20 protein-coding genes and 4 pseudogenes are annotated in these 23,562 nt (G+C 69.5%); 12 read left to right on the top strand and 12 right to left on the bottom strand.

The features are described 5' to 3' along the window. The first annotated feature begins 824 nt into the window (after positions 1-824). Positions 825-1,334, top strand: a complete 510-nt coding sequence (locus tag AB0G59_RS02740) for a hypothetical protein (RefSeq protein ID WP_360907218.1) — start codon at positions 825-827, stop codon at positions 1,332-1,334. A gap of 196 nt (positions 1,335-1,530) precedes the next feature. Beyond that, positions 1,531-1,872 (top strand): hypothetical protein, encoded by a 342-nt coding sequence (locus AB0G59_RS02735; protein ID WP_360907216.1) that lies wholly within the window; start codon positions 1,531-1,533, stop codon positions 1,870-1,872. Positions 1,873-1,891: 19 nt separating this feature from the next. Here AB0G59_RS02735 and AB0G59_RS02730 read toward each other — a convergent pair whose 3' ends face one another. The 3 genes and pseudogenes from AB0G59_RS02730 to AB0G59_RS02720 all read right to left on the bottom strand — a co-directional run. After that, the gene (locus AB0G59_RS02730; protein WP_360907214.1) at positions 1,892-6,145 is read right to left on the bottom strand and encodes a tetratricopeptide repeat protein; all 4,254 of its coding nucleotides are present in this window, start codon (positions 6,143-6,145) and stop codon (positions 1,892-1,894) included. Between the two features lie 18 nt (positions 6,146-6,163). Further along, a complete protein-coding gene (locus tag AB0G59_RS02725; protein ID WP_360907212.1) occupies positions 6,164-6,487 on the bottom strand; it encodes a hypothetical protein in 324 nt (107 codons plus the stop codon). Between the two features lie 375 nt (positions 6,488-6,862). Then, positions 6,863-7,262, bottom strand: a pseudogene (locus AB0G59_RS02720) (IS481 family transposase); the annotation flags it as partial. Between the two features lie 276 nt (positions 7,263-7,538). Here AB0G59_RS02720 and AB0G59_RS02715 point away from each other — a divergent pair. The 7 genes and pseudogenes from AB0G59_RS02715 to AB0G59_RS02685 all read left to right on the top strand — a co-directional run. Further along, positions 7,539-7,730 (top strand): annotated as a pseudogene (locus tag AB0G59_RS02715) (CorA family divalent cation transporter); the annotation flags it as partial. Positions 7,731-7,797: 67 nt separating this feature from the next. Further along, positions 7,798-8,196, top strand: a pseudogene (locus AB0G59_RS02710) (hypothetical protein); the annotation flags it as partial. 340 nt (positions 8,197-8,536) lie between these two features. Further along, positions 8,537-8,959: a hypothetical protein gene (locus tag AB0G59_RS02705; RefSeq protein WP_360907210.1), complete on the top strand. Its 423-nt coding sequence runs from the start codon at positions 8,537-8,539 to the stop codon at positions 8,957-8,959. 184 nt (positions 8,960-9,143) lie between these two features. Next, positions 9,144-9,395 carry an HNH endonuclease signature motif containing protein gene (locus AB0G59_RS02700; protein ID WP_360907208.1) on the top strand — a complete coding sequence of 84 codons (252 nt, stop codon included), beginning with the start codon at positions 9,144-9,146 and terminating at the stop codon, positions 9,393-9,395. A 315-nt stretch (positions 9,396-9,710) separates the two neighbouring features. Beyond that, the gene (locus AB0G59_RS02695; protein WP_360907206.1) at positions 9,711-9,926 is read left to right on the top strand and encodes a DUF6243 family protein; all 216 of its coding nucleotides are present in this window, start codon (positions 9,711-9,713) and stop codon (positions 9,924-9,926) included. A 634-nt stretch (positions 9,927-10,560) separates the two neighbouring features. Next, positions 10,561-10,773: a hypothetical protein gene (locus AB0G59_RS02690; protein WP_360907204.1), complete on the top strand. Its 213-nt coding sequence runs from the start codon at positions 10,561-10,563 to the stop codon at positions 10,771-10,773. A 44-nt stretch (positions 10,774-10,817) separates the two neighbouring features. Next, complete coding sequence (locus tag AB0G59_RS02685; protein ID WP_360907574.1) at positions 10,818-11,456, top strand: restriction endonuclease; 639 nt, start codon at positions 10,818-10,820, stop codon at positions 11,454-11,456. 61 nt (positions 11,457-11,517) lie between these two features. On the opposite strand, the pseudogene AB0G59_RS02680 reads toward AB0G59_RS02685, so the two are convergent. Next, positions 11,518-11,714, bottom strand: a pseudogene (locus tag AB0G59_RS02680) (NUDIX hydrolase); the annotation flags it as partial. A 51-nt stretch (positions 11,715-11,765) separates the two neighbouring features. Here AB0G59_RS02680 and AB0G59_RS02675 point away from each other — a divergent pair. Continuing rightward, positions 11,766-12,623 (top strand): hypothetical protein, encoded by an 858-nt coding sequence (locus AB0G59_RS02675; protein ID WP_360907202.1) that lies wholly within the window; start codon positions 11,766-11,768, stop codon positions 12,621-12,623. On the opposite strand, the gene AB0G59_RS02670 is transcribed toward AB0G59_RS02675, so the two are convergent. The 4 genes from AB0G59_RS02670 to AB0G59_RS02655 all read right to left on the bottom strand — a co-directional run bounded on the left by AB0G59_RS02670 (position 12,611) and on the right by AB0G59_RS02655 (position 15,669). Then, on the bottom strand, positions 12,611-13,471 hold the full coding sequence (locus AB0G59_RS02670) for an aldo/keto reductase (protein ID WP_360907200.1): 861 nt from the start codon (positions 13,469-13,471) through the stop codon (positions 12,611-12,613). The two genes, AB0G59_RS02675 and AB0G59_RS02670, sit on opposite strands and share 13 nt — an antisense overlap. Beyond that, positions 13,405-14,616, bottom strand: coding sequence for a cupin domain-containing protein (locus AB0G59_RS02665; protein WP_360907198.1), 1,212 nt, complete (start codon positions 14,614-14,616; stop codon positions 13,405-13,407). The genes AB0G59_RS02670 and AB0G59_RS02665 overlap by 67 nt, the downstream gene beginning before the upstream one ends. A gap of 89 nt (positions 14,617-14,705) precedes the next feature. Next, positions 14,706-14,867, bottom strand: coding sequence for a hypothetical protein (locus AB0G59_RS02660; protein WP_360907196.1), 162 nt, complete (start codon positions 14,865-14,867; stop codon positions 14,706-14,708). Positions 14,868-14,976: 109 nt separating this feature from the next. Beyond that, positions 14,977-15,669: a haloacid dehalogenase-like hydrolase gene (locus AB0G59_RS02655; protein WP_360907194.1), complete on the bottom strand. Its 693-nt coding sequence runs from the start codon at positions 15,667-15,669 to the stop codon at positions 14,977-14,979. A 95-nt stretch (positions 15,670-15,764) separates the two neighbouring features. Here AB0G59_RS02655 and AB0G59_RS02650 point away from each other — a divergent pair, with 95 nt between their 5' ends. Together AB0G59_RS02650 and AB0G59_RS02645 are read left to right on the top strand one after the other, a co-directional pair. Next, the gene (locus AB0G59_RS02650; RefSeq protein ID WP_360907192.1) at positions 15,765-16,538 is read left to right on the top strand and encodes an XRE family transcriptional regulator; all 774 of its coding nucleotides are present in this window, start codon (positions 15,765-15,767) and stop codon (positions 16,536-16,538) included. Beyond that, on the top strand, positions 16,525-16,992 hold the full coding sequence (locus AB0G59_RS02645) for an NUDIX domain-containing protein (protein WP_360907190.1): 468 nt from the start codon (positions 16,525-16,527) through the stop codon (positions 16,990-16,992). Before AB0G59_RS02650 ends, AB0G59_RS02645 begins: the two co-directional genes overlap by 14 nt. Here the strand turns inward: AB0G59_RS02645 and AB0G59_RS02640 are convergent. From AB0G59_RS02640 to AB0G59_RS02625, 4 genes are all read right to left on the bottom strand, one after another. Then, on the bottom strand, positions 16,980-17,543 hold the full coding sequence (locus AB0G59_RS02640; protein ID WP_360907572.1) for an HD domain-containing protein: 564 nt from the start codon (positions 17,541-17,543) through the stop codon (positions 16,980-16,982). The two genes, AB0G59_RS02645 and AB0G59_RS02640, sit on opposite strands and share 13 nt — an antisense overlap. Positions 17,544-17,635: 92 nt before the next feature. After that, positions 17,636-20,488 (bottom strand): NHLP bacteriocin export ABC transporter permease/ATPase subunit, encoded by a 2,853-nt coding sequence (locus AB0G59_RS02635; RefSeq protein WP_360907188.1) that lies wholly within the window; start codon positions 20,486-20,488, stop codon positions 17,636-17,638. A 2-nt stretch (positions 20,489-20,490) separates the two neighbouring features. Next, positions 20,491-22,653: an NHLP family bacteriocin export ABC transporter peptidase/permease/ATPase subunit gene (locus AB0G59_RS02630; protein ID WP_360907570.1), complete on the bottom strand. Its 2,163-nt coding sequence runs from the start codon at positions 22,651-22,653 to the stop codon at positions 20,491-20,493. 59 nt (positions 22,654-22,712) lie between these two features. Beyond that, positions 22,713-23,516: an HlyD family efflux transporter periplasmic adaptor subunit gene (locus tag AB0G59_RS02625; RefSeq protein WP_360907186.1), complete on the bottom strand. Its 804-nt coding sequence runs from the start codon at positions 23,514-23,516 to the stop codon at positions 22,713-22,715. Between the last annotated feature and the right edge of the window lie 46 nt (positions 23,517-23,562).

The following is a 23,562-nucleotide window of genomic DNA, read 5'->3' as shown; positions in this document are numbered from 1 at the left end:
GCTGGGGGCGCAGACCACGTCCCATGGGCGCCACCCCTAAAGTGAGCCGAAGGGTACGCGATGACACCCGCCCCCCTCAGCGCTCCGCTCATCACCCCGCCGGATCCGCCCGCTATCCGGGAGGCTCTGCGTGATCACCTCAGAGGGGAGCTTCACACCCGACCTTGGTCATTCAACGCACAGGGTCGCTGGATACCCGATACGAATGCGCCGAGCACTTGGCATGCTTCTCCCCCTACGGCTCGACCGGCTCATCGAACCAGTGAGCGACGACCCAGTAATGCCTCAAGGGAAGCCCTCAGCCCGGCCTTCTCCCCAAAGACGGGTCGGCCCGCTGGGGAGGATCTGGGGAGAACGAAGCCCCACTCACGGAGAGCCAAACGCCTCCTCCGCGCTCGACGATGCTCGACGACGGCATCGGCGGACTCCCTGAGTGGCCTGCCCGACGTCGAACGCTGGTGTCCTTCAATCCTCAAAGTCGACGATCCCGTCGCACGCAACGTGCACATCGGCGGCCGGGGCCTACTTCTCGTGCCACGCTACTTCAACTTGGGCGCGCCTGCCGCACTCCCGAGACACCGAACTACAACCCATCCTCATGCACTCGGCAGCTCGCCACGTTTCCCCTGACCCCTCCGAGGGCGCTGGATCCGGTGCTGTGGACGATCACGGGCGTGTCAGGCTGTGGACCCGCGGGACCATTCGGAGATGCGAACCCGCTCCTCGCCGCTGTCGCCGCGGAAACTTCTCGTCGATCCCGAACGTGCATACGGGTGAATTGTGAGAGGTTATCCTGCGGCGTACGGCCGCGAATGGGGGCGAGCATGCGGATTGAAGAGCTTACGGCACTAGCAACAGAAGGCGGACGGGCAGTGGTCCGGGCCGTGGGTACCGCGTTCTGGCCTGTGGTGCAGCGTCGTGCCGCGGAGTTGGTCGGCCGCGGTGACGCCGAGCGCGTGAGGGCGGAGATCGTGCGGCTCGATCGCACCGCGCAAGCCCTGACGCCCCCGCCGTCAGGCGATGCCGGCGCGGAGCTGGCGCGGCAGGAAGGGCTGTGGGCCGGACGGTTCGAGGCCCTGCTGGACCGCCTCGAAGGGACCGAACAGTACGGTGTGGCAGCAGAGTTGCGCGCGCTTTTTGAGTTCCTCGCCGCCTCCTCCGGCGACACGGCCATCGACACCGGCAACGCGACGGCCCGCGACGGCAGCAGCGCGATCACCGGAATCCGGAACGCCAGCGGTAGCCGTCCTGGCTCGTCGAAAGTCGCGCATACCGGAGACGCGGAGGCCTCCGGACCCGGCTCCAGCGCCGTCACCGGGATCGTCAACGAATAGGACGGTCCCGGGACAGCCAGGCACCTCGTGCAGAGCTCGCACGCACCACAGGCGCCGACGAGCGACATCGCACTCCGGAACTCACCACCGAGCTCCGTGAACTGGCAATCAGCAATTTGAGGGACACGCTGCCTCGCGACCGTGTACCCCTGAAGCGTGGCCCGTGTAGCGAGATCTTCTGGCCCACATAGACACGTTGGCCGACCACACCGAGGGTGGCACCGAAGCCGGTCTCGCCGGAATTATTTTTGCTTCCGCCCTCTCCTTTGCGCACCAAGGACTGTCCTTCTCAGCTACGGCCTATATCCGTCGAGCCTTGGGAGTGTTCGAGAAAGTCATGGGCGAGAACCATCGCTATAGGTTGTCCACGCGCAACACCCTTACCCACTCGTACCTGTCGGTGCGTGATCGGGCGGTGCCGCTGGTGGAGCGGGCGCTGCGGAACAGCTGGCTATTGCCGGAAAATGACCATCCGGTCGCAGCAAAAGTCCGCATGAAACTCGCCGCAGTCGCCGATCCCAACGCACAGCAAGGTTAATCATGGCCGAGTGGTCGCCTCACCTCCTGCTCGCCGATACCGCCCTGTCCGCCCGCCCACTGCAGCAGTGCTTGAACTTCCTCCCCCGCCGCATCATGCATGGACACGGCGCATTCCTGCGTGGCCGCACCACCGCGAACGGCACGGCTGCTCCAACAGCCTGCCCGAGGAGGATGGCGCGCTCGAGGTACGTGGGGTCGTCCGCCACCATGCCCGGGAGGTTCCGGCCGACGATGACGAGCAGCGAGCCGTGGTGGGCCTGCTCGTACCAGTGAGGTAAGAAGTTGAGCGGCATCCCCGACAGGAGGTCGCTGCGGGGGCTGCTGAGGGTGATTTTGTTGTCGACCAGGCGGGCCTGAAGTTCCCTGCCGGGGACGGGCGGCAGGTCACGGAGGTCGAGGGGCTTGCCGCCGTTATTGGTGTACAGGGTGCGCAGGTTGGTGAAGCCCGACTCCAGGAAAAGCCGGAGGGTGACGTCCTCGATACGGCGGCTGCCGTTGATTGATCCCCAGCCGCCATGGCAGTCGAGGACGATCCCGGCGCGGTCGCCGCCGAAGAGGATGCATTCGGCATCGAAGCGATCCTGGGAGCGATCGGGGGCCGGGCCGGTAAGTTCGATCACGTCGGAGAGATGGCAGTGGGAGTGCGCGAGCCGGAGCATCAGGTGGTGGACGTCCGGGTGGCGGAGGTAGAGGAGTTCGGCCTCGCCGGACTCGTCGATGATCAGATTGCATATAGTGCAGTACTGCCTGGAGGTGGCGAACCGAAGCGTGAGCGACTCCAGGTCGAATGCGGCCAGCGCCTGCTGCACATTGTCGGCGATCCGCACGCTGCGCAGTCGGGGCGTGGCAGAGGACGGCACCACGGCGTCGTCGCGACCGTCCCGGAGGGCGCGGGCGCGGAGTGATTCGAGGACGCGCAGGTCGACCGGGCCGCCGCCCACGAGTTCCACGAGGCTGGGCATGGTGCCGTCCGGGTCCGTCTCGTGGTGGAGTGCACCCAGGAAGACCAGGGTCTCGCCCGCCTCCGGCCAGTTGCCGAGCGCTTGGTGGAGTGCGAAGGCCTGTCGGGCGCGGGAACGCGCGGCCTCCGGTGCATGGAGGGCCTTCTCGGCGCGGGCCAGATTGAGCAGGCAGGTGGCGCGCAAGGGGCCGTCGTCGAGACGTTCGCTGATCTGCAGGGCCGTGCGGAAGGATGCGGCCGCGGCGGAATGGTCGCTGGCCTTGGCGTGGCAGGCGCCGAGGTTGGTGTGCAGGGATGTCAGCACGGTGTTCATGCCGAGCTTTTCGGCGAGCGGGATGTTCTTGGTCATGAGGGCGACGGCTTCGTCCTGATTGCCGGTGTGCAGCATGCAGGTCGCGGCCTGCGCGCGGGCGGAGAGGAGGATATGGAGATCTTTGTGCTCGGCAGCGGCTCGTGCGGCCTGTTCGTACTGGTCGGCGGCTTCAGCCCACCGTCCGGCCCGTGCGTGGATGTTGCCCAATGCCATCCGGCAGTGCAGGACTCCGTCGACGTCGTTGTGCCGCTCGCAGTCGTCGAGTGCCCTGGTGATCGCAGACAGGGCTTCGGTGTGCAGGCCGCGTCGTGAGTGGAGGACGGCCAGGGCGCGCGTCGCCCGGGCCCGAGTGCTGGGGGAGGCGGCGTCGCTGAAATCGGAGACTACGGACTGCAGCATGCGGGCGCCTTCCTGCCACTGCCCCGCGACGACCAGGGCTTCTCCCAAGGCCGCCCGCACCTGGGCGAGTGGCCGACTCTCGTCAGTGGCGGCGAGAGACTGCTCCGCTTCGGTCAGCAGGCGGACGGCGTCTCCGATCCTCCCCCGGTGCCACAGCAACTGCGCTCGCTTCCGAAGGACATCAGCCTGAAGAACTGGGTTGCCGGACTCTTGGGCCATGTCCGACGCGATCTCGAACTGCGACTCCGCCATGTCGTGGTGCCCGATGCCACCGCTGTACGAAGCGAGATAGGTCAGGGAGCGCGCCGCATGCTGATGGTCGCCGATTCCGATCGCGAGCTCGGCGCACTGCGCGAGGTACGTCGCGGCCCGGTCGAGGTCAGCACGGTGTGCGGCATCCTCACCGAGCCGGAACAACGCCCGGACCTGGCCCTGCACATCCCCCGTCTCCTGATGGATGGACAGGGCAGTCTCGAGCGGCTCGGCGGGAGCCGACTCCGGCCGGGCGCTGGCCGGGACCGCCGCGAGATCCATCAGCGCCGACGCCTCCCACTCCCGGCTGCCGATGGCCCGTGCCCGTTCGATGTCTCGGATGGACTCCTCCGCAGCCTCCGCCACTCGGCCCGTACTGCTCAACAGTCTGGCGATCGACCGAGTGGCGAGCGTCTCGCTGATGCCGCTGCTCCGGCTCAGGTCCCGGCTGTTGCGCAGGTAATTCTCGGCCCGGCGTGTCTGTCCGACCGCTAGGTACGCCTGGCCCAGGTTCCCTAGGGCGAGCGCGAGTGCCTGATGACGTCCGACGGTACGCCAGTAGTGCAGTCCGCTTCGCAGGTACTCTATGGCGTCGCGGGGCCGGCCCAGGTTGATCAGTAGCGTCCCCAGGCCAAGCTGTGCCATGAACAGATGCTCGGCATCGTTGGCCGCGCGCGCCGTTTCGGCGCAACGGTAGTACAGGTCCATCGCATCCTGGCTCTCGCCGAGGTGCCCGGCAACCACAGCCCGGTTGTACAGCGCGGTGGCCGTCCAGTTGGCGTGTTCAGCCAGCTCCCCGGCCTCCTGTACGCACTGGTAGACGCGGTCCAGCTCCTTCCAGTGGCTGGCAACCCGCAGGTGCTCGGTGAGCGCGAAGGCGAGAAGCAGTAGGTGATCCCAGGCCTCGTACTGCCGAGCCGTCTCGACGAGAGCGACCGCGCCGGGACGGTCCGCGTCCAGCGACCGCAGCGCTTCGATACTGCTCTCGGCGGGGACGGTCGCCTCCTCGTCCAGGAAACCGATCGCATCGGTAGACGACCGCACGCGGACGGCTGTGACGAGACAGGCGTGACGAACGACATCCGCCCGTTGCGTCCCCGACCACGGCGCGGACGTCAGCCGGGCGAAGCGGTGTTGAATTTCGTGCATCACAAATCGGTCGTCGTCGATCTGCTCAATGAGGCTGAGTTCGACCAGCGAGTCAAGGAGCGCGGCCGTGTCCGTGAGGTCGTCATCGTTGATCTCGTCCAGCGGAGGCTGTGCGATGCCCGCTGCGACGACATCGATGGTGAACGACATGTGCGGCAGGACGCCAAGCGCGGAGAAGACCTGTGCCTGTTCGCGTTCGAGCGCGTCGAAGCTCTGCTGGAGCACAGGCTGCAGCGCGGTCTGGCCGGCGACAAGGGCCTTGACGCTGCGGTCGGGGTTGGTGATCTCGGACAGGTAGCGGTCGACGTTCACGCGGGGCCGGCGGGCCAGGTGCGCCGCGGCAATGTGCAGGGCGAGCGGGTGACCGGCACATGCCGCGGACAGCGCGGCCGTCTGCTCGTCGGTCAGCCGGCCAGGGCCGGCGACCGACCGTACAAGCTCCTCGCTGGGCATGGCCGGCAGTGGACCGAGGTCAATGAGGTGAACCAGCCCGCTGAGCCCGCTGAGCTTGACGCGGCTGGTCCCCACCAGCGCGAACGGACCGTCGACGGAGAGGACCTCAAGGAGCGCCTCCTCCGAGACGATGTCGTCGATGAGCAGCAGGACGCGCTTGTCGGCGAGCGTCGTCCGTAGCAGCGCCAGCTGCTGGTCACGGCGGTCCGGCAGAGGAGGCTCGGGCGGAAAAAGCGCGTGAAGTATCGACGACACGAGGTCCGTGGGGCCGGTCGACAGCGCGAGATTGATGTGAAACTGGCCGTCCGGGTACCGCTCTGCGGCCAGCCGGGACATGCGCAGGGCGACGTCACTCTTCCCGATGCCAGGAGCCCCGGTCACCACAACCGCCGCCCGGCCGCCGTCTGCGCGCCGCAGCACGTCGAGGCCGTCGGAGATCTCCACCTCGCGCCCGAACAGGCGCGGGCGCCGTTCGCCTGGCAGGACGGATCCCTGCACCGAGCGGGACTGCAGGGACGGCAGCGTCACACAGACGTCGCCCGCCACGTTCCCAGTGATTGCCACCCCACCGTGCGAGGCGTGCGCCGCCCCCGTCGCCCTGACCGAGACGGAGCCAGGCACGCCGACCGCCGTCGCCGCGCTGACTCCGGTGATCGCGGTGCCGCCGTCCGTCGCGCGGGCGTCGCCGCTGTCCCGCACCTCCGCGCCCAGCCGTGCGTCGCCGGACCCGTCCTCGTCCTCCATCAACCTGCTCCCCCGAGACTAGCTGTAGTCGATCCCGGTACCGGCACTGCTGCCGGATCCGTCAGCCGTCGCATCTCCAGTCCGCTCCACCCGCGCCGATCCCGTGCCCGCCCCACCGGGCCTGCGGATCCCGGTGTGCGCCGACCCACCACGGGACGCCCTCGCCTGGCCGGTATCCGTGGCCGAGTTCCCCTGCCCGGGCTGCAACCACGCCCACACCAGTGCTGCGACCCCGGTGCCGACCTGCAACGACGCCCCGACCAACTCCCCGGTGCCCGGGCCGTTCAGCAACCAGACGATCGGCGTCGCCGCGATGCAGGCCATCCCGACCACGATCAGCACGCTCTTCCACGGCCGTGTCACGCTGTCCCGCCTTCCCCCTGGCCAGCCTTTCCGCAGGTATAGCAAGGATGTTCATGCCGTTGCCACTGGTTCCGGCGGTCTGGGTTGTCCGTGGTCGTACCTCGAGCGATCCGTGCGAAGGCGAACAGGGGGCGGATCACTCACCCGTGGCTCACTGTGCAGCGTGCTTACGTGAGCGCAGTCCGGATACGCCAGGGATGCCGAAACTCTGAGCATTGCTTCGGGGAGGACACCGGTTCGGGCGGCGGCACCATTAACGGCCAGCAGGAGCGGGCGGACGTAGGTGTACACGGTGAAGAAGGTTTCACACGTTTCCAGAGGCGATGGCGGTGGCCTGGCGTTCGTCGGTGAGAGCTCCCTGTAGGGGAGCGAAGAGTGTTCGGCGACGGCGGAGTGGATGTAGCTGTAGCCGATCACCGGCTTACAGCTCTTGCGTTCCCGGGCGGTGGCCTGGCGGTTGCGGTCGCCGGCCGTCTTGCCGACGGTCTGCCACCCGCCGTCGGGGATGTTGCCGAGCTTCTTGATGTCGACGTGGACACTTCGCCCGGCCTGGCGCGTTCGAAGCGGCGGATCGGTTCGCCGGTGGGCCGGTCGAGCCAGGCCAGGCGGTTCAGGCCGTGCCGGACCTGGATCCGGTGCACGGTCGAAGCGGCAAGCCCCAGGGCGAGGCTGTGCGTGCCGGGCCGAGTTTGCGACCGGTCCGAAGGCGGCAGACCTGTGCCTCGACGGCTGCTGGTGTGCGGTGCGGAGTCGTCCGGTGGCGCAGGAGCACTGGCGCCCCCTCGGATTCGATCTTCGATTACGGGGGGCGCGGCCCCGCTCACGCGCGAGGACGTCGCCTCACAAGTGGAGACGCCGCTACGAACGGGCCATAGCTGGGGAGAATCTGGGGAGATTGAAGCCCCGTTGGGGAGCGGCTGGGGAGGATCGACCGCGCAAACCGGAAGCTCGGTGAAAGAGCCGGAAACGCCCATCGCCGCAGGTCAGAGTGGTTCGGCAAGCGATCTCCACGGGTCAGCGCCGCGCGGGCGACGACTTCAAGAAGATCTCGTCGTGGGCCGCCATCCTCTTCGCGCCGACGTTGGTGGGAACGATCTACGGGATGAACTTCGACAACATGCCGGAGCTGCACTGGGCGGGCGGGTATCCGTTCGCGATTGTGCTGATGGCGGTGGTGTGCACGAGCCTGTACGTCATCTTCAAGAAGCGCGACTGGCTGTAGCCACTCACCCCACACCCTTGATCGACTTAGCGCCAGCAAAGCACCTCATCGAGGGGCGGCGCCCGGCGAATCGTGGACCGACGACTTGGACCGGGTCGTGGTCGCCTTAAGTCGCCAGAACTTCGCCTTCGCCGACAACCTGCTGGGTCGCTGGCTGAACCGCTTCCGACCGCCAGAGCTCGACGACAAGGGCCTGTATCTCCTCGCCCGCTCGACCGCCCTCATGGGCGATCTCAAGCGCGACCAAGGAGCCGCGGTGGGGCCACTGTCGGCCCAGCATGCCTATGCCGGAGCCCGCTCGATCTTCACCCAGCTCGACATCCCCCGCCGCATCGCCCAGCTCGACCTCTGCCTAGCGGTCGTCACCGAGATGTCCGGCCGCCTGGCGGCCGCCGCCCGCACCTACGAACACCTGGCCGTCGACGACCGGCTCGCACGCCGCGACCGCGCCAGGGCCCGCCTGTGGGCACTCCCCCTCCGGATATGAGTCGGCGAAGGCCGGCTCCACTCCCTGCGTCAGTACATACCGGGAAATTCGATCGCAACCGGCCGATGCACCACGCAAGCCTCGGCCCAAGCCGGCATTCACTCCGGGGACACCACCCGTTCCAGACCCGGCCCGGACCCGGTCCGCCCCTGGTGACTCGTACTGGGCACCCATCCTCGCCGCAGCCGAGCGAGCTGTCGGCGGAGAGCCCTGCCGAATCTGCGCGGAGCCCATACCCACGAAGGCGCCGTGGACTTACCGGGACCGCCACGTGTGCTCCGGACGATGCAGCGACACCCTGAAACGGCGCGCGAGCGCCATGATCCGCCGAGGAGAGATCAATCCGGACACCATCCTCGGCAGAGGAACCCGAGGGCCAAGCCCCGAGCAGCGCGCCGTCTTCAACGAGGCCCGCCCACCTCAAACCTTCCGTACCCGTCCTGCCGACGCGGAATTCCCCTATGAGTTCTACGGCTTGGCGCCTGTCCCCGGCGACGCGGTGGAACGGCACGGGTCGGTCACCACGTATGCCACCGCGAGCAGCCTTGGCGCCACCCACTTCATCGACACGGTCCGGGCCAACACCGAGGACGCCGATCCGGCCCCTGTGATTGCGCTCCACGCAGAGAGCGGGTCCTTCCTCGTCTACACACCCGGCATACTCTGGTGGGCCGAGACGTCGGCTGGGGAAGGCCGACTCACCTCGCACCAGAGGTTCCGCGGCGCCGATGGCAAGTCCTGAACGGCCATCCGAGATGTGGACGTCGAGGGGCGGCCTTACTCATGGGAAGCCTGGGTCTGTGTGACGGAGGCAACCCCGACCCTGTGGACCCCGGCCTACGCGGCCCGCTCGGCCAAAACAGCGCCGCACGACACGGGCCAGAAACAGCTACGAAGCACGTACGCGGGGGCATGGCGTTCTGGGCGTGGAAGCGGACAGTGTAGATCCGCATGACATCTACGGCCGCGACGCATGGATCTGCCAGCTGTGCCGTCAGGAGATCAATCCGGATGTGCCATGGCCCGACCCTCGCTCGGCCACGCTCGACCACATCAAACCGGTCACGCTGGGCGGCGAGCACACGGCAGACAACCTGCAAAGCGCACATTGGATCTGCAACGTCCGCAAGGGAGACGTCTGGGGCCCCGGCGGGGAGAGCAACAGCACCCCCGAGTGATCACCGAGCGCCACTTGCGCTCTGCCTCCTCCTCCCCCCCGGGCGGGCGGCGACCACCGGCGGGTGAGGGCGGTGCCGAGATTCCCGGGAGGAAGCTGATCCCGGGCGCTCGCCGAAGGCCCGACCGGCGCCGGGGCGGCGAAAATCTTGGCGCGCGGGGCCGACGGAACCGGGTAACGTCTTTGTCATGTTCTTCCAGACACCGATTTACGAGTGAGAGCGTGACGGGCCCCCGCTGACGCCCTTCGACGTCGCCGCGCCCGTCCCCCACCGAATGAATCCGTAGATCACTTCACATCACCACCGGGAGAACCCGTGACCGACAGCAAGAACATCAACAACCCCGTGGGCCAGGGCGGCGGCCAGCGCAAGAAGCTGTCCCGCGCCGAACGGCAGAACAACGGTCCGCACCGCAACCTCGACCGCCAGGGCGCCGCCGCCCAGAAGGCGGAGCTGGTTCGCAAGATGCGCGAAAAGGCACGCGCAGCTGAGGCCGCCCGGCAGGCGAGCGACGAAACCGCACAGAGCTGACGCAAGGCCGCCGCAGGGCGGCACCCCACGGGGCAGGGCCCGGACCGCGACGCACGGTCCGGGCCTGCCGCCGTATCGGGGCCCCGCTGCCGTACCGGGCGCGGCCGGTCCCGCTCAGCGGGGTACGGGGACGCGCTGGTGGTGACGCTGCTGGTGCAGCTCGGGGGTGGTGGAGGTGACGGAGCTGCTGAATCTGCGGCTGCCGCGGGTGGTCGGCTGAGACGCGGGTGATCCGCCGCCGCCACGGCAATGGCCCCCAGGGGCTGGGGGTCGGCGAGTGCTAATGATCTCGTCGTGGGCGGCGATTCCGTTTGCTCCCACGTTGGTGGGAACGATCTACGGGGTGAACTTCGAGGCGATCTCGAGGGGCGGCGCCCGGCGCAGTCGCTGCTCGCCGCACTCCACAGGAACAGGACATTCGGAACGCCTTGCGTATCCGCAGCACAACACCCAGCCGGAAAGCCTCGGCGCAGACCAGAGGACCGCGAGGGTCGGTAGATGCTCGCGAAGGCGTGGCTGACTTGCACCCTCATCTCCCGAACGATCATGACGGGGCATCAGGTTCTGTCAATAGCAACCGCTACAACCGAACTGGAGGTCCGCGCAGCGCGGACCGATAGGGAGGGGATGCAGCATGCCGAAGGTTCCGGACGGATACGTGCGCGTACGAAGCCACCTCCGCCGCAAGCCGGGGCCCAAGTCCGCCAAGGGGCTGAGCGTCTGGGCCGTGGCCGGCTTGTGTGCGGCGGTATGGCTCTGGGGCCAGATCTTCGGGTTCGGCGACAACGACACCGAGCAGCAGCCCGCCCCGAAGCCGGCCGTCTCCGCACCAGCGGGCGGGCAGTGACAGCCCGACCGCGGCGCAAGCTCCAGTGGCGACCGCGCAACACCATGGACGCCCTGGGTGCGGCAGCCGTGGCCCTCGCGGTCATGGTCGCCCTGGCGCAGGCCGCATCGAACCTGACGACGAGGGCCGCTGCGGCCTGGCCGCTGCTGGTCCTGGTCATCCTCGCCTTGGCCATCGCCGTAGCCGCCCTCCGGATACGGGGCTACCGCCGGCATCGCGCGGACAGCGAGAGGCTGGCTCGTCTGCGCATCACCCTGTCGGAGTTGGACGCGATGGACGACGAGCAGTTCGAGTACGCGCTGCGCGACCTCCTCGTCCGCGACGGCTGGGCGGCCAGGAAGGTAGGCCGTGGCGGGGACCAGGCCGCGGACGTGATCGGCGTCCGGATACCCCTCGGACGGATCGTGATACAGGCCAAACACACACGCGTCGGCGGCAAGGTCGGCTCGTCGGTGATGTACCAGGTGAAGGGCACGGCGGGTCCCGTGCACAGGGCGGACCACGCGGTAGTCGTCACCAACGGCTCGTTCACCCGCGACGCCATGGCTTGGGGCGACCGCCATGGCGTGCGGTGGGTGGACCGCGACCGGCTGGACCGTTGGGCCCACAAGGGCAGGCCCCTGCACGAACTACTCGCGCTGCCCACAAGAGGCTCCCGCTTGCCGTGGCGTCGAGCGGCATGACACGCGCGCCGCCACGCGCCAACAGGAACGGCTGGCACAGCATGTGCTGTGCCAGCCGTTCTCAGGCAAGGACCAGGCTCTCCGGGACATATTCAGGGACCACACCGAGCAGTGCGTCAACCGCAGCTCGGCCAGCTCGTCGATGTCCGCGACATGCGCGTAGCTGCCGACCGCCTCGCAGGCGGTATAAGACATCATCCGGCCAGTGGCAGGGGGAATCCGCTCGCCGAGCAGCTTCACCGCCCTCACAGTCAGGCCCCCGCAGGGCCGGACCACTTGCTAACGTCGGTCAGTCGCCAAGGAGGTCCAGTGCCATCTCCCGCATCAGCTACCGCCGCTTTCGACTTGCGAATTGAGCCGACCGATATCGTCCTCGGCGAGGCCGAGCAGATGCTGCGAACTCATCTGGACCGCGCCACGCTGGTGCGTAAGCGCCGGTCTCTCGGCGCCAGGACTGATCGCGACACCTGGGTGCGTGTTGAGCGGCGTCGGTTCGAGAAGATCGGGAACCAGGGCTGGAACGGCACGGAGTGCGCCGCGCTGCTGGAGGGTGTTGCGCAGCCGCAGTGGCGGCGGGGCGCAGCGTGGCGGCAGCGGGACGAACCGGTGATGTGGCGTGCTGACGAGACCGATCTGCTGCCCGACGCTCCGGTGGGCAGCAGCGTGCTGTTGGCTGACCCCCGCTTGCCGGAGACGTGGTGGGAGGCACTGAACCGCTCACTGGACGCCCTCGCCGCCCAGAGCACGAGCCGGGTCGCGACCCCCGACACTGTGGTGATCACACAGGCCGGAGTGGCGGACGCGGTTCGCCGCTTTCTCCGCGATGGCGTCGCCATCGAGGTGCGCCAATGGCAGTCGGCGCATGCTGATCTGAACTGGGCGAACATGACCGGGCCGGAGTTCTGTCTCTTCGACTGGGAGGACTGGGGCTTGGCTCCACGAGGCCTGGATGCCGCGTCGCTGTGGGGCAATTCGCTTGCCGTCCCTGATCTCGCCGAGCGTGTCCGCCACGAACGACGGCAGGACCTGGAGAGCCGGGACGGCAAGCTGATGACCCTGTTCGTCTGCGGGAAGATCCTTGCCCCGGACGCGCATCCCGAGGACCCTCGCCTTGAACCCGCCCGCCTGATGGCGGAGCAGGTCGCGGCGGACTTTCAATCCGCCTGACGCCCCGCCCGTTCCCGAAGGAGCTGCCGGTACGACCGCAGCCGGCCGACGTCGGGCTCGTACCGGAGAGCGTCGATCAGTTCCCGAAGGTGGGAGGGCTTGTCCGTGCCGACGGCGATCCTTCCCACCTCCGGGAGCCGGAAGGCCGTGCGGAACGCGGCCTGGAGGGCGGCGAGGGCGTTGTCCGCGTCTGAGATGAAGACGCGGGGGTCCAACCGCCCCCACACGGGATCGGTCGGGTCACCTCCGAAGGGACTCATCCCCCAGACCTGGTCCGGGGTGAGACCCCACTGGTCTGCGAGTGCTTCGGAGGCTGCGAGGACGTCGATTCCGGCGAGGAGGCCCGCGCGGACCATGAGTACAGCGGGCCGGGGCAGGGTGGCGTCGACGAGGCAGGGCAGGGGGCGGGGATCCCAGGAGGAGATGCCCCAGGCGCCGCACAGACCGGCCTGCGCAGCTGTGGCCAGGGCAGCGCATGCTCTGCCGAGGGCGTCCCGGTTCGCGGTTGTGTAGGCAGGTAGGGAGCGTTCCGGGTTGTGCAGAAGCACCAGGTCCGGTACGCAGCGCAGGTCGCGGTTGGTCCGGTCCAGGGCCGCCCGGAGACGGGCCGGGTCGAGGGAATGCTCGGCTCGGCCGGCGGTGGGAAAGAAGCCGACCTTCGTGGAGAGTGTGAAGCGGGGCAGGAGATCGCCGGCGACGTCCGCGAGCGTGGTGTGGGCGGTGAAGCCCCGATAGTTGAAGCTCGTGTCGATCGCTGTGATCCCCAGGTCCAGTGCGCCGGTCAGGATCCGTCGTTCGTAACGAGACCGATGTAGCCCGAGGACAATTCGGGAGTCAGACTCGCGCACAGCTCCTCCTCCACCAGGATTTTGGCCAGTGCCTCCACCTCGGCGCCCACCGAGCGCACGGCCTCGTCCAGCCGTACGGGGTGCCCGCTCAGCAACACGCGGAGGCCGGGAAGCGCCTTGGCCGCGAAAGTCAGCTTCTTGCCCGCCGCCCCCACGGCCACCGTCTCCCCGTCCTCCGTGATCGCCGGCGGGAAGTCGGTGACGCACACCGCAGCCTCCAGGGGACCGAAGATGTCCAGGAAGGGGACGTGGCGGCCGGGAGGGGCTTCCTGCTCGCGGAGCCGGAGAAACTCCGCCGGGTCACGGGCGTCGATGAGACGGTAGGCCTCGGTGGCCAGCCGGCGCTGCTGGTCCTCCTGCTGGTCGGGGCTGTCCCAGCGGTTGAGGTCGTGGCGGAAGATCTCCTCCTGGCGGGACCAGTCGGCCAGCCAGGTCAGCCAGCTGACGGCGGTGCGCTTGGCGAAGCCGAAGGTCACGTGGGTGCTGTGCCCGTCGCCGTGGCCGACGCGGGTGGCGGCGTGCCAGTAGCCGCGCGGGATGTGCGTGACGTCGCCAGCCTTCATGGTGCCGGTCCACACGATGTCCTCACTGGGCGTGTTGTTCCGCTCGGCGTCCCGGTACATCGGCACGGGCCGTGAGGCAGCGCGTACCTCCCACTGCTTCTCGCCGGCGAGCTGGACGATGACGACGTCGTGGTCGTCCCAGTGCAGGTCGAAGCCGGAGGCGTCGTTCGTGGTCAGGTAGACGTTCGCCTGGACGTGCTCGCGCGACCACCACTGCAACGCCCGGCATGCCACTTCCATGGTGGGATCGAAGACGTTCGACTGGTCGAGGACCAGCGTCGCTCCGCCCCGCAGGTGGTTGCCGACGCGGTGCATGTCGGCCATCGGTATGGCCTGCCCCCGCGGGGTGACCTGCCGGTTCAGGTATGCGTCGGGGTGCAGCTCCTCGCCGCCCTTGAAGAACCGGAACTGCGGGTTGGACACGCTCCGCCGCATGACCATGTCGAGCAGCCGCTGCGGCGTGAGCAGCCTGGACACGACCTCGGGGTCGCTGACGCTTCCGCGGGCGAACTTCCTGCCGAGCGGTTCCGGGCCGTCCCACCCCAGCGCCTCTTCGACCGCGCGGACCAGACGGTGTTCCATGAAGCCGTTCCCCTCTCCTTGCGTCAGGTTGGACGTGAAAGGCGGAGGGGACGCGCACCGCGACCCCTCCGCCAGGGCGCCGGCGGCGGTCACGCCGCGTGGTTCAGCCCATCACCGGTGGGCCAGGGGCCGTCGCCCGTACCGCCCGTTCCGGGGTCGGAGGCGTTGCTGTCGTGCCGGTCGTGGACGCTCGCGAGGGCTTCCACGGCGACCAGGAGACCCTCCTCGACGGAGGCCTTGGTGTCTTTCACTTGGTGCTCCCTTCGGCCAGTTGCCTCGTTGGAGCCCTGATCGTGGCCGAGGGGGCCGGGACCGCATCACCGCGTATACGGACGGTCCCGAGGACGTCCCGGGACGTTTTCAACGCCTCGCGAAGCCCTCCAGAAGCGCGATGACCCGTTCTGTGTCCGACAGGTCCGGCAACACCACGGAAGCGCCGGCGGCAGCCAGCTCGTCGGCTCTGTGGATGCCGGAGGCGACAGCGATGATCCCCGAGCCGGTGGCGAGGGCGGCCTCGACGTCCCGGGGGGTGTCCCCGACCAGCACAACGGGGACTGCCTCGCCTACGCCCCTCAGGCGCTGGGCGCGCTCCCGCGCGACCGCGACGAGATCAGGCCGCTGCTCGGCATCGGCTCCGTAGGCCCCTACAGGCAGATCCAGCAACGGATCGAGATCGAAGGCTGACAGCTTCACTCGGGCATTGGCCGCGATGTTGCCGGTCAGCACCGACGACACCCATCCGGGATGTTCCGACGCCTCCAGCAGCACCTCGCGCACCCCCGGCAGTGCTGTCCCCCGCCGGCGCAGATCCTCCAGGCGTCCCTCGCCGGCCTCGGCCAGAGCTTCCTCGACCACAGACCACGCAGGCTCCTCCAACCCGTGCTGCTGGAACATCCCGCGCATAATCAGGCGGTCCGTCCTGCCTTCCGTCCGAGCCGCCCCCGCAGGGGGATGACCGACGAGGGTTGAGAAGGCGGCGGCATAAATCTCCTTGCTGACGCCTACGTTCTCGATGAGGGTGTGGTCGATGTCCCATAGGGCGATGAGCTGCATGGCGTCAGCGTAAGGACCCTCACCTCGCCCCATGACGCGGAAACGTCCCAAAACGTCCTTGCCCGATTGCTCTCGGCCCCGCTTGCATGACGCCTGTGAACGAGCGACTGCACTCCGCACTCGCCCAGCGCGGCGTCTCCCCCGAGTCGCTCGCCGAAGTCTGCGAGGTCGACCCCAAGACGGTCGGCCGCTGGCTGGGCGGACGAGTGCCTCATCCGCGTCACCGGTTCCGTGCCGCCCGGCACCTACGGGTGCAGGAGTCCTTCCTCTGGCCTGCCCGGCAGCCACGGGCGAACATGCCCGCCACCGCGTTGGGCAGCGAGCTGATCGGCACCTACGAGAACCGCGCCAGTGTCCCCCGGGACATGTGGCTCACCCTTCTTCAGGAGGCACGGGAGCAGATCGGAGTGCTGGTGTTCTCCGGCACGTTCTTCGCCCAGTCCAACCCCCAGGTCGCCCACATGCTCGCCAAGCGTGCCGCCGAAGGCGTTCGCGTACGTCTGTGCTTTGGAGACCCGCGCGGTCAGGCGGTCGCCATCCGAGGGCGCGAGGAGGGCATCGGTGACACCCTCGCCGCAAAGATCCGCGCCTCCCTGACCTACTACCGCCCGCTGTTGCCAGAGGCCGGCTGCGAGGTGCGACTGCACGACACCACGCTCTACACCTCCCTGTTCCGCTACGACGACCACCTGCTGGTCAACCCGCACGTGTGGGGCAGGCCGGCCAGCGCCAACCCCCTTCTGCACCTCAAAAGGACTGAGGCCGCAGGGTGGTTCGATAGCTACGCTCAAAGCTTCGAAGCCGTCTGGGCCGCAGCACGGCCGTGGAATCCCGACCCGGAGGGGGCCGCCGCACATGGGCAGGACTGAGTACTACAACGACCCCGCCGCACCGAAGGCGAACACCCTCATCCCGGCGAGCAACCTGCTCGTCGTCGACCACAGCGGCGCCATCCTCCTCCAGCGCCGCCGCGACACCGGCCAGTGGGCCCTGCCCGGCGGAGCCCAGGACATCGGCGAAACCGCGGCCCAGTGCGCGGTACGCGAGTGCCTGGAGGAGACAGGCATCATCGCCGAGATCACCGGCTTCCTCGGCGTCTACACCAACCCGAACCACATCGTCGCCTACACCGACGGCGAGATCCGTCAGCAGTACGAGAACACCTACATCGGCCGCCCCACCGGCGGCGCGCCCACGATCAACGATGAGGCTGACGGCGTCCGCTTCGTCCAGCCCGCCGACCTCGACCAGTACGACATCCACCCGAGCATGCGCCAGCAGATCGGCGACTACCTCACCGGCACCTACCCCTACTTGGGCTGAGCCACCAACGCCGCCTCCACCCGCGCTACCGCCGCGAAGATCTCCGGCGACGCCCGACGGATGAACCGCCCCACGAGGCTGTCGGCCCCGTAGCGGCCCTCGATCTCCGCCACCCGCTCCTTGGCGGTGGTCGGTTGGCCGTCGGGCGTCGTCGTCATGTCGCAGTACACGAGGGCGTCCACGAGCAGTGGCTCGTCCAGCAACGGGAACTCACGCTCCAGCACCTCCCTCAGCCCGCGCTCCTCGGCCTCCAGCAGCGCGAACGAGTGGTTCGCCACCAGCCGCACCAGCCGCTCGTCCGCACCGTGCTCATCACGCAGGAACCGGGCCCCGTCGAGCGGGTGGAACCCCGTCCCCGCGAGGCGGGGCGCGTATCCGACGTCATGCAGCACCGCCGCAGCAACCAACAGCTCGGCATCCCGTCCCAAGGCATGAGAGAGTCCGGCCGCACGATCCGCCACCCCCTGCGAGTGCGCCCACCGCCGTGGGAGCACATCGCTGAGCTCCGTCTCAGCCACCCGCCTCGCCCAAGCGACTATCGATTCACCCATGATCTGCTCCATGCCCAGCAAGGGCCAAGACCAGTCCGATCAGCGTGACCGTCACCCACCGGGCGAACTTGCGTGCTGCAAGCCCCCCCCCGTCAGCCAACCTGCCGACGCACCAGCTCGTGAAACAGCCCGTCCCCGTCCGCGAGCAGCTCCGCCGGGGGCCCCTGCTGGACGACCCGGCCCTCCGACATGACGACGACTCTGTCCGCGTCCATGACCGTCGACAGTCGGTGGGCGATCACGATGCGGGTGGCGTGCAGGGCGCGGGTGGATTCGATGACGACGCGTTGGGCCTCGTTGTCCAGGGCGCTGGTGGCTTCGTCCAGGAAGAGGATGCGGGGTTTGCGGATGAGGGCCTGGGCGATCATCAGGCGCTGGCGTTGGCCGCCCGAGACGGTGGTGCCGCCGTCGGAGAGGACGGTGTGCATGCCCATGGGCATGGCCTTGATGTCGTCGGCCAGGCCTGCCATCGCGGCGGCCTGCCAGGCCTCTTCGAGCGGGTAGGTCTCGGCGCCGCAGATGCAGTCGAGGATGGAGCCGGAGAAGGGCTGGGCGTTCTGCAGGACGACGCCGCACTGGCGGCGCACGGCCGCGCGGTCGAGGGCCGCCAGGTCCTGGGCGTCGTACATCACGCTGCCGGAAGCCGGTTTGTCGAAGCCTATGAGCAGCCGCAGCAAAGTGGATTTGCCGCTGCCGCTGGACCCTACGATCGCTACGAACTCGCCCGGTCGTACCTGGAGGGACACGTCGTCGAGCACCAGCGGGCCGTCGTCGGCGTAGCGGTAGGACAGCCGGCGGGCCTCGACGGCTCCGCTCAGTTCGCCCGGGCGGGTGCTGGAGCCGCGGACCTCGGGGGTCTCCCGGAGGATCGGCTTGACCTGTTCGAACATCGGCTGCACGGCGGCGGCCGAGAGGAGCGCGCCGGTCAGCTGGGTGATGGAGGACAGCAGCATCGTCACGGCGGTGGAGAAGGTGAGGAACTCGCCGGCGGACATGCTGCCCCGGGCCGGGCCGGCCAGCAGCATGAACATCACGAGCGTGCACAGCGGCAGATAGACCGCGTTGAGCACGGTGATGACGTTCTTGATCCGGCCGATGCGCTGCTGCAGCTCTCGGGTACGGGCGAACTCCCGCGCCCAGGCGGCGTAGGCGAAGGACTCGGCCGCCGCCACGCGCAGCTTGGGCAGCCCGCGCAGGGTCTGGAACGCCTGGTTGTTGAGCTTGTTGCCGAGCCGGATCAGCTGCCGCTGGTAGCGCAGCTGCCACAGCCCCAGGCCCAGGAAGACCGCGGCGACGACCAGCAGCATGGCGAGGGCCACCAGTGCCAGCGGCACGCTATAGACGAGCAGCAGGACGAGGTTCATCGCGCCGACGGTGCTCGCCTGCACGGACACCGGGCCGATGCCCGACAGCACGCGGCGGATGGAGCTGATGCCCATGGCCGCGCCGGCCAGTTCGCCGGTGGAGCGGCCGGTGAAGAACGTCGTCGGCAGCCGCAGCAGCCGGTCCCAGACGGCCGGCTGCAGGGTGGCCTCGATGCGGCCCTCCATGCGCAGGATGGCGATGTTCTGCAGCAGCATGAAGGCGGCCGAGACGACGCTGGTGGCGATCAGCGCGAGGCAGGTCTGCACGATGAGGCCGTTCTCGGCGGCGGGTACGTACGCGCCGAGCACCCTGCCGGTGGCGAGGGGGACGAGCGCGCCCAGGCCGACCGCGACCAGCCCGCCCAGGACCAGGCTGCGCAGCTCCGCGCGGGTGCCGTGCACGCTGAAGCGCAGCAGCCGCAGCAGGCTCGTCGGCCCGTCGGGCAGCGGGCGGTAGAACATGACGGCCTGCGGTGCGAAGGCGGCCTCGTTGGCCTTGCCGACGCGTTCCCGTTCGCCGGTGGCGGGGTCGACGGCTTCGTAGGCGCCGCGCCGCCACAGCAGTGCGACCGGGGTCTCGTCCTGCGCGCGCCGGCCCACGAGCGGTCCGCTGTTCTCCCGCCACCAGCGGTCGCCGAGCCTGACGACGCGGGTACGGATCCGGGAGGCGAGCGCGATGCGTTCGACGGGGTCCGTCCGCTCCGGGCCGGCGCCGGCGTCGCCCGGGTCGGACAGGGCGATGCGGGCCTCGTCGGCGACCAGGCGGCACACGGCGAAGGTCGCGTCGTCGCTCGCGCCGCGGCCGGGGCGTCCGCCGGAGCGGTCGATGGAGGCCAGCAGCGCCTGGTCCGCCTGGCTGCGGGCGGCCTCGCCGGCCTCGATGCCGGCCGCCGTGCGGTCCTCGTGGGCGCGTTCGAGCTGCTCGATCCAGCGGTCCAGGGCGTACAGCAGCCGGTACTGCTGGTCGACCATGCCCTGCCACATGGCCGCGTCGACGAGGAGGGTGCCCGCGGTGTACCCCTCGTAGGCGGCGCCGTACTGCACGCTGCCCGGGGTGATCTGCATCCACAGGATGTCGTCGTCGGCGCCGCCCCCGCCCGTGGTGGCGCGGCCGTCCAGCGGTGCCTGGTAGAGCACGCGCAGGCCGCGGCCGATGCCGAGCGCGAAGGCGTTCTCCAGGGGGCTGAGCGTCCCGTCGGCGGTGTCGTACCACTGCTCGCCGCCGTACCCGCCATACCCGCCGTACCCGCCGTACCCGCCGTACTCCGGGCGGGACAGCTCGCGCAGGTCGACGCGGCGCAGCCGGCAGCCCTGGCGGGGGCGGCCGACGAGCGTGTGCTCGGGTCCCTCGGCCGGGCCCAGCAGCAGCGTGCCCGCCTCCAGCCGGCCCAGGAAGTGCCAGTGGCCGGCCTGGGCGGCGTCGACGGCGAACAGGTCCAGCTCGCCCTCCTCGACAAGCCACAGCACGAGCGGTCCTTCGAGGGACAGGCTGCGCAGGCCCGTGCAGTCGACCGGCGAACCGAGCCCGCCGAGGGCCGCCACCACCGGATCGGCGACCGGGGTGTAGTGAGGAGTCGTCATTCTCAGTGCTCCTTGACCAGTTCGGCGTACGCGCCGCGCGCGGCGAGCAGGTGTTCGTGCCGGCCGCGTTCGACGACCGTGCCCCGGTCGAGCACGACGATCTCGTCGCTGTCGCGCACCGTGCTCAGCCGGTGGGCGATGACGACGCAGGCGCAGCCGCGGCGGCGGAGGTTGTCGATGACGACCTGCTCGGTCACCGCGTCCAGGGCGCTGGTCACCTCGTCGAGCACCATGACGCTGGGGCGGCGCACCAGTGCCCGGGCGATCTCCAGGCGCTGGCGCTGGCCGCCGGAGAAGTTGCGGCCGTCCTGCTCGACGCGGCTGTGGATGCCGCCGGGGCGGCGGGCCACCACGTCGTACACGGCGGCGTCCTCCAGGGCGGCGACGACGGCCTCGTCGGGGAGGGAGGGGTCCCACAGCGCGACGTTGTCGCGGACGGTGCCCTCGAAGAGGAAGACGTCCTGGTCGACGAAGGAGACGGAGGCGGCGAGCGCGCCGCGCGGGATGTCCTCCAGCCGCATCCCGTCGATGCGGATGGTGCCCTCCCAGGGGGCGTAGAGGCCGGATATCAGCCGCGAGACGGTGGACTTGCCGCTGCCGGAGCCGCCGACGAGCGCGATCTGCTGTCCGGGGCCGACGGAGAGGGAGAAGTCCTTCAGCAGCGGCGCGTCCAGGGGGCTGTAGCCGAAGGTGATGGCGTCCAGCTCCACGTGGCCCTTGAGGCGGCGGGTGCCGCCGGGGGGTTCGGGCCGTGAGTACAGCGGGTCGACGGGGAAGTTCTCGACGTCCTTGAGGCGGGCGACGTCGGCGGCGAAGTCCTGGATCCGCCCGGCCACGCCGTTGAGGCGGGTGATGGGCGCGGTGAAGCTGGTGACCAGGGCCTGGAAGGCGACGAGCAGTCCGACCGAGAGGTGCCCCTCCACCGCCCGCAGGCCGCCGATCATCAGGATCAGCGCGCTGTTGAGGGCCGCCAGCGTGGGGGCGACGACCGCCAGCCAGGCGCTGGGCACGCCGAGCCGCTGCTGTACGTCGAGGGTGACGGCGTGCTGGCCGGCCCAGCGGCGGAAGAAGCCGTTCTCGCCGCCGGTGGCCTTCATGGTCTCGATGAGCTGCAGGCCGCTGTAGGAGGTGTTGGTGAGCCGGGCGCTCTCGGCACGCAGCTTCTGGGTGCCGGTGGCGCGCAGGCGGATCACGATGCGCATGGCCACCACGTTGAGCAGGGCGATGCCGATGCCGACGACGGTGAGCTGCGGGTCGTACGTCCACAGCAGCACCGCGTAGAGGACCACGACGACCGCGTCGACGCCGGCGGCGGCGAGGTCGCGTGCCAGTGTCTCGGCGACGGCGTCGTTGGACTGCAGGCGCTGGACCAGGTCGGCCGGGTTGCGCTGGGAGAAGAAGGTGACCGGCAGCCTGAGCAGGTGGCGCAGGAAGCGGGCGCTGCCCAGGGTGGAGGAGATGATGCGCCCGCGCAGCAGATTGGCCTGCTGCAGGGCGGTGAGCGTGGCGGTGAGCAGCACGGCGGCCGCCATCGACGCGAACAGCACGCCCAGCGCGGACGTCTGGTCGCCGATCAGGAACATGTCGATGTACGTACGGCTCAGCGCGGGTACCGTCGCGCCGACGGCCACCAGCAGGAGGCTGGAGACCACGGCGGCGAGCAGGGTGCCGGAGGTGCCGCGCAGGCGGGCCGGCAGGGCGCCCATGACGCCGGGCCTGCGGCCGGTGCGGCGGAAGCCGTCGTCGGGCTCGAAGGTGAGGACGACGCCGGTGAAGCTGGTGTCGAACTCGTCCATGGGGACGAAGCGGCGGCCCTTGGCGGGGTCGTTGACGTACACGCCGCGGCGGCCGAAGCGGCGGCCCATGCCGTCGTAGACGACGTAGTGGTTGAACTCCCAGAAGAGGATGGCCGGCGCGCTCACGCCGGCGAGCGCGGCCAGGTCCATCTGCATGCCCTTGGCCTTCAGGCCGTAGCCGCGGGCGGCCTTGAGGAGGTTGCTGGCGCGGGATCCGTCGCGGGAGACGCCGCAGGCGATGCGCAGCTCTTCGAGGGGGACGAAGCGGCCGTAGTGGCCGAGCACCATGGCCAGTGCGGCGGCGCCGCACTCCACCGCCTCCATCTGCAGCACGGTGGGAGTGCGGACGGTCTTCTGTCTGCCGGTCACCGGGGCCGCGGTGCGGCGACGCGCGCCGGCCTTGGGCTCCGGGCGGCGACGGCGCGCGGTCACGGCAGCAGCCAGTCGACGGGCCGCTGGGCGGAGAGGTGGACGGCGCCGGTGACGGGCGTCGTGGAGTCGACGGCGTACGGGGGCCCGCCCGCGGAGGACCACCGGTAGCCGGAGGCGGTGGCCGAATGCTCGAGCTGGACGAGCACGGCGACGGGGTTCCCCTGCCGGGAGAACTGTGCGGCGAGCCGGCTGTCGCCGAGGAAACCGCTGATCTGCGCCGGTGTCTGGGGCGCGCGGCCGACCGCCTTGACGCGGCCGCGCAGCACGCCGAACCGCTGCTGGGGGACGGACTGCACGCTCAGGTCGACCGGGGCGCCCACGGGGATCGTCCCGCCGCTTCCGCCCGGCACGTACAGCACGGCGACCATCGGGTCGTCCGGGCCCGTCACCCGTTCCACGGTCGCCACGTCCGCGCCGGTCGTGACGACCGACCCGATCTTGGCGACGAGGGTCGTCACCCGGCCCCCGGCCACCACGCGCACGGTCCGGGCCCCCCGGTCCGTACCGACCTCGAGCAGGGGTGCACCCGGCGGCAGCAGTTGGCCCTCCTTCGCGAGGACGCCGGTGATCTGCCCCGCGTACGGGCTCTGCAGCATGTAACTGCCCTCGGCGTGGGTGAGGATGCCGGGTGCGCTCAGCTTCGAGGAGACGGATCCGGTGAATGCCCAGAAGCTCGCGGCGGCCATGACGACGACCGTGACGGCCAGAACGAGGCGGCCCTGCGGGCGCGCGAAGCGCACGGGCAAATCGAGTTCTTCGGGCGATTGCAGCTTGGAAAGCGCCTTTTGGCGGAACTGCACGAACTATTCCTTCGACTGCATTCGTGACACGGGTGCTGAAATGTGC

The sequence above is a fragment of the Streptomyces sp. NPDC021096 genome (assembly GCF_040641275.1).
In the GTDB taxonomy this organism is placed as follows: domain Bacteria; phylum Actinomycetota; class Actinomycetes; order Streptomycetales; family Streptomycetaceae; genus Streptomyces.
This window is presented reverse-complemented; position numbering and strand designations above follow the sequence as displayed.

Bases quoted from the DNA above. Each gene is read 5' to 3' on its own strand.
- AB0G59_RS02740 (WP_360907218.1), top strand. From the start codon at position 825: ATGCGGATTGAAGAGCTTACGGCACTAGCAACAGAAGGCGGACGGGCA.
- AB0G59_RS02730 (WP_360907214.1), bottom strand. From the start codon at position 6,145: ATGGAGGACGAGGACGGGTCCGGCGACGCACGGCTGGGCGCGGAGGTG.
- AB0G59_RS02705 (WP_360907210.1), top strand. From the start codon at position 8,537: ATGATCCGCCGAGGAGAGATCAATCCGGACACCATCCTCGGCAGAGGA.
- AB0G59_RS02690 (WP_360907204.1), top strand. From the start codon at position 10,561: ATGCCGAAGGTTCCGGACGGATACGTGCGCGTACGAAGCCACCTCCGC.
- AB0G59_RS02685 (WP_360907574.1), top strand. From the start codon at position 10,818: ATGGACGCCCTGGGTGCGGCAGCCGTGGCCCTCGCGGTCATGGTCGCC.
- AB0G59_RS02665 (WP_360907198.1), bottom strand. From the start codon at position 14,616: ATGGAACACCGTCTGGTCCGCGCGGTCGAAGAGGCGCTGGGGTGGGAC.
- AB0G59_RS02655 (WP_360907194.1), bottom strand. From the start codon at position 15,669: ATGCAGCTCATCGCCCTATGGGACATCGACCACACCCTCATCGAGAAC.
- AB0G59_RS02645 (WP_360907190.1), top strand. From the start codon at position 16,525: ATGGGCAGGACTGAGTACTACAACGACCCCGCCGCACCGAAGGCGAAC.
- AB0G59_RS02640 (WP_360907572.1), bottom strand. From the start codon at position 17,543: ATGGGTGAATCGATAGTCGCTTGGGCGAGGCGGGTGGCTGAGACGGAG.
- AB0G59_RS02635 (WP_360907188.1), bottom strand. From the start codon at position 20,488: ATGACGACTCCTCACTACACCCCGGTCGCCGATCCGGTGGTGGCGGCC.